Annotated in this window: 6 protein-coding genes; 2 read left to right on the plus strand and 4 right to left on the minus strand. The window is 34.5% G+C overall.

Annotation, left to right across the window (positions count from 1 at the left end; genetic code table 11):
- Positions 1–40: 40 nt before the first annotated feature.
- Positions 41–439 (minus strand): MerC domain-containing protein, encoded by a 399-nt coding sequence (locus tag AC07XN_RS22340; protein WP_494744664.1) that lies wholly within the window; start codon positions 437–439, stop codon positions 41–43.
- 327 nt (positions 440–766) lie between these two features.
- Here AC07XN_RS22340 and AC07XN_RS22345 point away from each other — a divergent pair, with 327 nt between their 5' ends.
- A complete protein-coding gene (locus AC07XN_RS22345; RefSeq protein ID WP_494744665.1) occupies positions 767–1,915 on the plus strand; it encodes a tetratricopeptide repeat protein in 1,149 nt (382 codons plus the stop codon).
- A 155-nt stretch (positions 1,916–2,070) separates the two neighbouring features.
- Here AC07XN_RS22345 and AC07XN_RS22350 read toward each other — a convergent pair whose 3' ends face one another.
- From AC07XN_RS22350 to AC07XN_RS22360, 3 genes are all read right to left on the minus strand, one after another.
- On the minus strand, positions 2,071–3,009 hold the full coding sequence (locus AC07XN_RS22350) for a glycoside hydrolase family 43 protein (RefSeq protein ID WP_309923004.1): 939 nt from the start codon (positions 3,007–3,009) through the stop codon (positions 2,071–2,073).
- Between the two features lie 14 nt (positions 3,010–3,023).
- Positions 3,024–3,686, minus strand: coding sequence for an HAD family hydrolase (locus AC07XN_RS22355; protein WP_494744666.1), 663 nt, complete (start codon positions 3,684–3,686; stop codon positions 3,024–3,026).
- Positions 3,687–4,264: 578 nt separating this feature from the next.
- The gene (locus tag AC07XN_RS22360; protein ID WP_494744667.1) at positions 4,265–5,752 is read right to left on the minus strand and encodes a type III PLP-dependent enzyme domain-containing protein; all 1,488 of its coding nucleotides are present in this window, start codon (positions 5,750–5,752) and stop codon (positions 4,265–4,267) included.
- Positions 5,753–6,004: 252 nt separating this feature from the next.
- Here AC07XN_RS22360 and AC07XN_RS22365 point away from each other — a divergent pair, with 252 nt between their 5' ends.
- Positions 6,005–7,366 (plus strand): UDP-N-acetylmuramate--L-alanine ligase, encoded by a 1,362-nt coding sequence (locus AC07XN_RS22365; protein WP_494744668.1) that lies wholly within the window; start codon positions 6,005–6,007, stop codon positions 7,364–7,366.
- The last annotated feature ends 74 nt before the right edge of the window (positions 7,367–7,440 follow it).

Raw genomic sequence — 7,440 nt, forward strand, 5'->3', positions numbered from 1 at the left:
GTATTATACTGAAAGGGATTTTTTTTGAGATATTCTAAAATCAACAGTCGCAAGACTTTTCTTTAGCTTTCCAGTTGATATAATAAGCAGAAGCAATTAATAAACCGCCCAAGCCACCAGTGATAAGTTCGTATTTGTCGGCAAACCAAACTATTTCACTAAGCTTTATCAGTAAACTTAACATAAGAAGCAAAAGTGGAATAGCATTCAAATGTTTTTTATAGTCTATCATCAAAATAATATTTGCTAGAACAAGACTCCCACCAATAAACCATAGTTCCCAAGTATGGTCAGCAAATAGACTTCCACCCAAAAACGGAATCAGTGTAATTAATAAGGGAGTAGCTATGCAATGTATCGCACAAAGGATAGAAAGGTAAAAACCAACCTTCTCTATTTTTAAAGTATGACGATGTGTATGTTCCATTGTTGTAATCATGTTGCAAAAGTAATACAATGCAACGTTATTGCAAATAAAAACGCTTAGTTTTTTGTTTTGTTGTTGTGAAATAAGTAAACGAGAATTTAAAATTTGCCTACCAATGTCAAGTATTTTTATTTTATAGATTCCTCAACGCCTTCAAATTATAATATTTGTTGTGTAATATTTTGTAAATCAGGTGTTTATGGTAATTTGTGTGTTTTGTTTTTTGTGGAGTTTTAAAGTGAAAAATAGCGCTGAAAATATAACTTAAATTTTAGTTTTCATTTTGAAAAGACAATTATATAAACTATTTTTATAGTTATATAACTATGTTTTTAAAAGATGAAGACACCGAAATTTTACATCGTACTATTATTAATATTGATGAGCCAACAAAGGGTGGTAGGTCAAACGGAGATGGAAACCCAAAGTTTGATTCGACAATACCAATTTGAAAAGGCAATTGTAAGCTTGAGCAATTGTTCGACCACGGGCTGTCGTTTAGATTTAGCATATTGCCAGACAAAGGTTGGTAGGATAAAAGAAGCCATAGAAAATTATCAGGCTATTTTAGACCAAGACCCCAATAATGCTTTGGCAATGATGAGCTTGGCAAATCTCTACGAAAAAACAAATAAATTATATCAAGCCAAGAAAAGCTATCAGTCTTTACTTAATATAGATTCTACTAATGCATTTGTTTATAAAAGCTATGCCATGCTTTGTTTAAAGCTAACAGAAGATTCTCTTGCAAAAATATATTTCAAAAAGGCGATAACTATTAGTCCATCAGATGCTGAAAGTATTGCAGAACTAGGAAAACTTTTTGTAAAAACCGATAGCTTATCAGAAGCCAAAGTATTAATTAAAAAAGGTCTTCTTTTAGATTCAACCTATATTACCCTTTGGCAGTTGAATGCCAGAGTAAATTATCGAGAAAGCAAATTTAAGCCTGTTGTATCGTCCATCAAAAAAGCAATGGCTTTAGGGGATTCTTCTGTTGGGTATCAGCAACTGTTAGGATATGCGTATTTTTATCTGGATAGTATTCCGCAATCTATAGCTTGTTTTGAACGCGTATTGAAAGTAGAGATGGAGTCGGAGCCTGCTTTCTTTTATCTTGGCTTATGTTATACTAAACTGAAAAAAGAAGATTTAGCCATTCAATATTTTCAACAAGCAATTAATGCAGGATTATCAGACGATTTACCAAAGTATTATGAACGAATTGGCTTTATTGATGAGAAGAATGCTAGATACAACAATGCGCTTGAAGCTTATCAAAAAGCATTGGAATATTCTGGAAAGGCAGACTATTTATATTTAATAGCTCGTGTAAATGATTGGAAATCAACCGATAAGTCAAAGGCTCTGAAGTTATATAAGCAATATATGCTATCTAAAAACAAAAAAAATAACGAATATATTTCTTTAGCTACCGAGAGAATTAAAGAATTGGAGACGGTCAATATTGCAAAGGCTAAGCCGTAAAGATAGGATTTATCACTAGCGAGATAATCAAACCCTTATCCATATCCATAGCGAGGGACTTAAGTCCCTCGCTATGGATATAGATAAGGGTTTGATTATTAGATGTTTATAATGTTGTGAGTAGTCTGTATAAGTCAAATACTTTGACTGAAAATTTATTCAGCTTGTAATTTCTCAAAAACAGCTTTTGATACTTCAACCACTGTTCCATGACGTAGCCCTTTAGGGAAAGTCATTTGGTCAGAAACATCCTCCCAAGTCTTGTAATCTTTAGAACGGATAGCACCATACTTATGCTCAGTATATTTATCAAAATATACATAAGTATATTCACCGATTTTTACACTTGTAGGTCCTTCTGCCCAATATTTTCCAGTGATGGGTGCTGATACCTCGGTAGGATATGGCCCTTCAGCTTTTTTAGAACGTGTAATCCTGATATTTTTTTCTGCTGGCTTAGGATTTTCGTTTTTCACAAACATATAATACCATTTACCATCTTTCAGAATAGTAGCGTCAATGGCACTAAAAGTAGGGTTAAAAAATAACTTAGTTTCGCTAAAAGTCTTGAAATCACGTGTTTTTACATAATAAATACGGTGATTTAAGCCTTTTTCACGCTCAGTTTCTCCAATTTCTGAATGTCTTCCTGGGATAGTAGTTGCCCAAAAAATCAAATAATTTTTGGTTTTATCATCATAAAAAACCTCTGGAGCCCAAGAGTTTTTGGCCGTTGGCTCATGTTCCATTACTGGAATGGCTTGTTGTTCAGACCAGTTGATTAAGTCTTTAGACGAAGCGTAGCCAATAATTCTATCGTTCCAACCACTAGTCCAAACCATTTTAAATTCGCCATCAGCCCCTTGAATAATACATGGGTCACGCATTAATTTATCTTTGCCAACGTTTGGTTTTAAGAACGATTTACCCGCTTTTAGGGTCTTCCATGTTAAACCATCTGTACTTGCCGCAAAATGTAGTCCGTCTTGGCCGTTATCCACAAAGTAAGAAAACAGCAAAAATTTGTCTTGAGCCTGTGTTTTTGAATAAACAATTGTAAAAAGGAGTACTAATAAAAAGAAACTTTTTTTCATGTGAGGTAATAATGCTAAAGGGTGTTAAAAAGATTTTTTACTTGTTCAATCGTGAGGTTTTGGTAATCTTTCAAAAATAATTTAATGTTCGAAAACTGCTCAAATTCAGCTTTATCATGCGTTGTTGTTAGTATAATTGTTGTACAACCAGCATTTTCAGAAGTTTTAGCACCTGTTGGCGAATCTTCAAATACGAGGCTTTTATCTAGTAAAATGCCTAACTCTTTTGCTACTTTTTCAAAAACTTCGGGGTCTGGCTTGCCTTTATCTACTAAACCAGAGTGGACTACTGACGAGAAGTAATGACGAATACCTAAATTATCTAATACAAAATCGACGTTTTCAGCAGGAGCAGCACTACCAATACCCATAGGAATGTTAGCAGCCTTTGCTTCTTCTAAGAAATTCGCAAGTCCGTCTATCAATTTCAATTCATCTTTGAATACTTTACGATAATGTTCTTCTTTTTCAAAAGATACTTGATAGCGTTCTTCAGTTGTAAATCTATGAGGGAAGAGCCTTTCTATGATTTCTTCGTTCTTTCCATGACAACGTTCTTTTACTTCTTCAAGCGTTAGATCAAGTCCTAATTCCTTTAATTTTAGTTGCCATGCACGGTGGTGTACCATCATATTGTCCACCATTGTGCCGTCCATATCAAAAATGAATGCTTGCATACGTATTGTTTTACCGTAAATTATAATGTTTTTGGAAGGGAAAACCTTATGAAAAAATAAATCGTGTAAACTTAACACGATTTATTGAGTTGAGCAAAGTTTCAATAAATGAAAAAGCAACAGTAAAGAGATTAACCTCTACTGTTGCTTCAAATGCGTTAGCGGAAAGTATTAATTTCGTCCTTTATAAGTTGGTTTGTCAATACTTGTGCTTCCATATGCGGGGCAATTATTTTTCCTTGCACATGATGCTAAAGACAAAACTGCCATAAAACCAATAATAATAGTAGCTTTTTTCATGATTAAAATTTGAATGTAAGTGGTACATAAAGGTACTCTTACGTTAAATTACGAAAAAAAAGAATAAATATTGTTTCGCAAATGATTAATTTTCAAAGGATTGTGAGATAGCTATCGGCTTTCGGTCATCAGATTTCGGATTTGAACTAACAGCCAATCTCCATTATTCCTAACGAGGGAATGAGTTCCCTCGTTAGAGATTTTTTGTCTTGTATGAATTTGAAATTACTGTAAGAAAGAACTCCTCATTCCACACTCAAAACACATCACTTAGAACACTACTGTTCAACCATCGAAAGGTTTTCGGCCAATGTCAATTCATCTTGGCTAAGAATAAAAACTTTTTCTTCTCCTCCTTCATTAGCTTTTTCGCCATAGCCCAAGATTGTCATCATACCTTCTTTGCCTTGTTCGTCAGCAAAGAGGCGAGTTGTAATCGTGCCGTTTTCTAGTCTGTCCACAATTACGTGCTTTGGTGCTGGAATCAAACAGTGTTGAATACCACCATAACCACCCAAAGATTCCTGATAAGCACCCGTATGGAAGAACCCAACAAACTGGCGTTCTTGTCCTTCTTCAAAGATTGGTAAATACAAATCTGAACTGTGGGCTTCAGTATTATAAAAATCCATTGAGTCGCAAGTAAGTCCACCTAAATTTACTTTTTGGTATGGACTTCCCCAGTTATTCACAGGCAACATGATATATTTTTGGTTCATACCCCAAGAATCTGGTAATTGCGTAATGAAAGAACCATTAATCATGTACCATAATTCTTTATCATTTTGTAGCTTCTGGTCGATGATTTCGTATAAAACTGCACCACTTTCACCTACAGTATAAGAGCCAAATTCAGTAAATAAATTTGGTACAGGTACATTACTTTTATTACAAATCCATGAGATAGACTCTACAATTTCATCAATCATCGCTTGATAATCGTAGTTGAATTGTAACGAAGTTTGGATAGGTAAACCACCCCCTAAATCGATAGAATCAAGTTCTGGACACACCTTTTTTAGTTCACAATATTTATAGATAAAACGGCTCAATTCAGACCAATAATAGGCACTATCTTTAATACCTGTATTGATGAAGAAATGTAACATTTTTAATCTATAACGCTCGCTATTTTGGATTTTGTTTTTGTACAATTCCATTACATCTGAATAGCGTAAACCCAAACGAGAAGTATAGAAAGCAAAGTCTGGCTCCTCATCTGTTGCGATTCTGATACCTAAATTTACGGTTTCAGTCGTTACAAATTTGTCGTAAAAGTCAATCTCCTTAAGATTGTCTAAAATTGGAATACAATTAAATCCTTCATTGATTAACTCACTGATATACTGTGTATAAAGAGGTAGCTTGTATCCGTTACAAAGAATATACGTTGACTTAGAAATCTTGTTTTCTCTGTACAAATCACGAATAAGTGAAATGTCGAAAGCAGAAGATGTTTCGAGGTGCACATTGTGACTCAGAACCTCCTCGACAATAAACTTAAAATGGGATGATTTTGTACAATAACAATAAGTATAATTTCCCTTATAGTTGTACTTTTTGATGGCGTTCTTAAACATCCTTTTGGCATTTTCGATATGCTCGCCAACTTTGGGTAAGTACGTAATTTTCAAGGGTGTACCATATTGCTGGATAATGTCCATAAGTGGAACATTATTGAACAAAAGTTCATTGTCTTGGTCAATGTTGAATTCCAAGGTTGGGAATTCAATGGTTTGGTCAATTAGGTCAATGTAATTTTTCATCCTACTGCGAAAAGCATAAATGCGGGGTTTTGATTAAAAATACTTATATCTTCGTGAAACTTAATCTCAGAAGTTTTTTTTAGTAAAGGTAAATTTTTGTTGTTTACTATTAACGAAACTGCTACATAAAAAGCGTGCAAAAGTGCAATAAAAGTATGACCTTTGCAAGCATAAAAATTGGATTTATTCTATATTTAACGTTCCGTTTTTAGAATTAGTTTCTACGGGGAGTACTTTCCGTAAACAGGTTTCATGAAAAAAATACATTTTATTGCTATCGGAGGTGCAGCGATGCACAATTTAGCCATTGATTTACATAATAAAGGCTATCATATTACGGGTTCGGATGATGAAATCTATGAGCCTTCGCGAACCCTATTGGGGGAAAAAGGTTTGCTTCCTGCCGAAATAGGCTGGTTTCCTGATAAAATTACGAGAGATTTAGACTGTGTAATTTTAGGAATGCACGCTCGGGTAGATAATCCAGAATTAGCTAAAGCCCAAGAATTAGGCATAAAAATTTATTCGTATCCTGAATTTATTTATAGCCAAAGTTTACATAAACAAAGAGTAGTTATTGCGGGGAGTCATGGAAAAACAACCATTACTTCGATGATATTGCACGTACTGAAATACCATCATCGCAAATTCGACTATATGGTAGGTGCGAGAATAGAAGGTTTTGATACGATGGCAAGCCTTTCGGATGCCCCTGTGATTGTGATTGAGGGCGATGAATACTTATCGTCACCTATCGACCGTCAGCCTAAATTTTTGCATTATCACCCTCATGTAGTATTGATGTCGGGTATTGCTTGGGACCACATCAATGTCTATCCAGATTTTAACGATTATGTACATCAGTTTGAATTACTAGCAGACTTGCTTCCCAAAGCAGGTAGTTTTATTTATGATGAAACAGACAAATTGGTTAATAAAATTGGAGAAAAAGAATACGAAAGCGTTAAGAAGTTTCCTTATAAAGCTCATGCGCATAAAGTAAAAGACGGCAAAACATTTTTGATTTTGCCCGATAAGAAAGAGTTAGCCATTGAAGTATTCGGAGAGCATAACCTAAAAAATTTGAATGGGGCTAAATTAGTCCTTTCGCAGATTGGTATTGAAGAGGATGAATTCTATCAAGCGATTCCGTCTTTCAAAGGTGCTGCCAAACGCTTAGAATTGGTCGCTGAAAATGCAGAGACAATTATTTATAAAGACTTTGCTCATGCACCCTCTAAAGTAGAAGCAACGACCAAGGCCGTAAAAGCACAATTTCCTCATCGTAAATTGGTAGCCTGTTTAGAACTACATACTTTTAGTAGTTTGAATAAAGACTTTTTAGGAGAATATGCCAACAAATTGAATGCGGCAGATGTTGCCATCGTGTATTTTAGCCCGAAAACGCTAGCTCATAAAAAACTACCAGCTATTACGCCTGAGGATATTAAAACCCATTTCAATAATCCTAATTTATTAGTTTTCACAGATAATGCTTCCCTCAAAGATTTTCTATTAGCAGAGCGATGGCGTAACAGTAATTTGTTAATGATGTCATCAGGGACTTTCGATGGACTTGATTTTAAAGAATTATCTCAAGGAATTTTACAATAAAAAATAACACCTCATTTCATCTCTGAAGGATAGTTATTAAGTTCTAATCATTTACTATTAGCGGGGGACTTAAG

The organism is Arcicella sp. GW458-12-2-14-TSB2, assembly GCF_059423785.1.

What these genes read in the sequence shown, in the direction of transcription:
- AC07XN_RS22360 (WP_494744667.1), bottom strand. Translation starts at nt 5,752, where the DNA reads ATGAAAAATTACATTGACCTAATTGACCAAACCATTGAATTCCCAACC.
- AC07XN_RS22355 (WP_494744666.1), bottom strand. Translation starts at nt 3,686, where the DNA reads ATGCAAGCATTCATTTTTGATATGGACGGCACAATGGTGGACAATATG.
- AC07XN_RS22340 (WP_494744664.1), bottom strand. Translation starts at nt 439, where the DNA reads ATGATTACAACAATGGAACATACACATCGTCATACTTTAAAAATAGAG.
- AC07XN_RS22345 (WP_494744665.1), top strand. Translation starts at nt 767, where the DNA reads ATGAAGACACCGAAATTTTACATCGTACTATTATTAATATTGATGAGC.
- AC07XN_RS22365 (WP_494744668.1), top strand. Translation starts at nt 6,005, where the DNA reads ATGAAAAAAATACATTTTATTGCTATCGGAGGTGCAGCGATGCACAAT.
- AC07XN_RS22350 (WP_309923004.1), bottom strand. Translation starts at nt 3,009, where the DNA reads ATGAAAAAAAGTTTCTTTTTATTAGTACTCCTTTTTACAATTGTTTAT.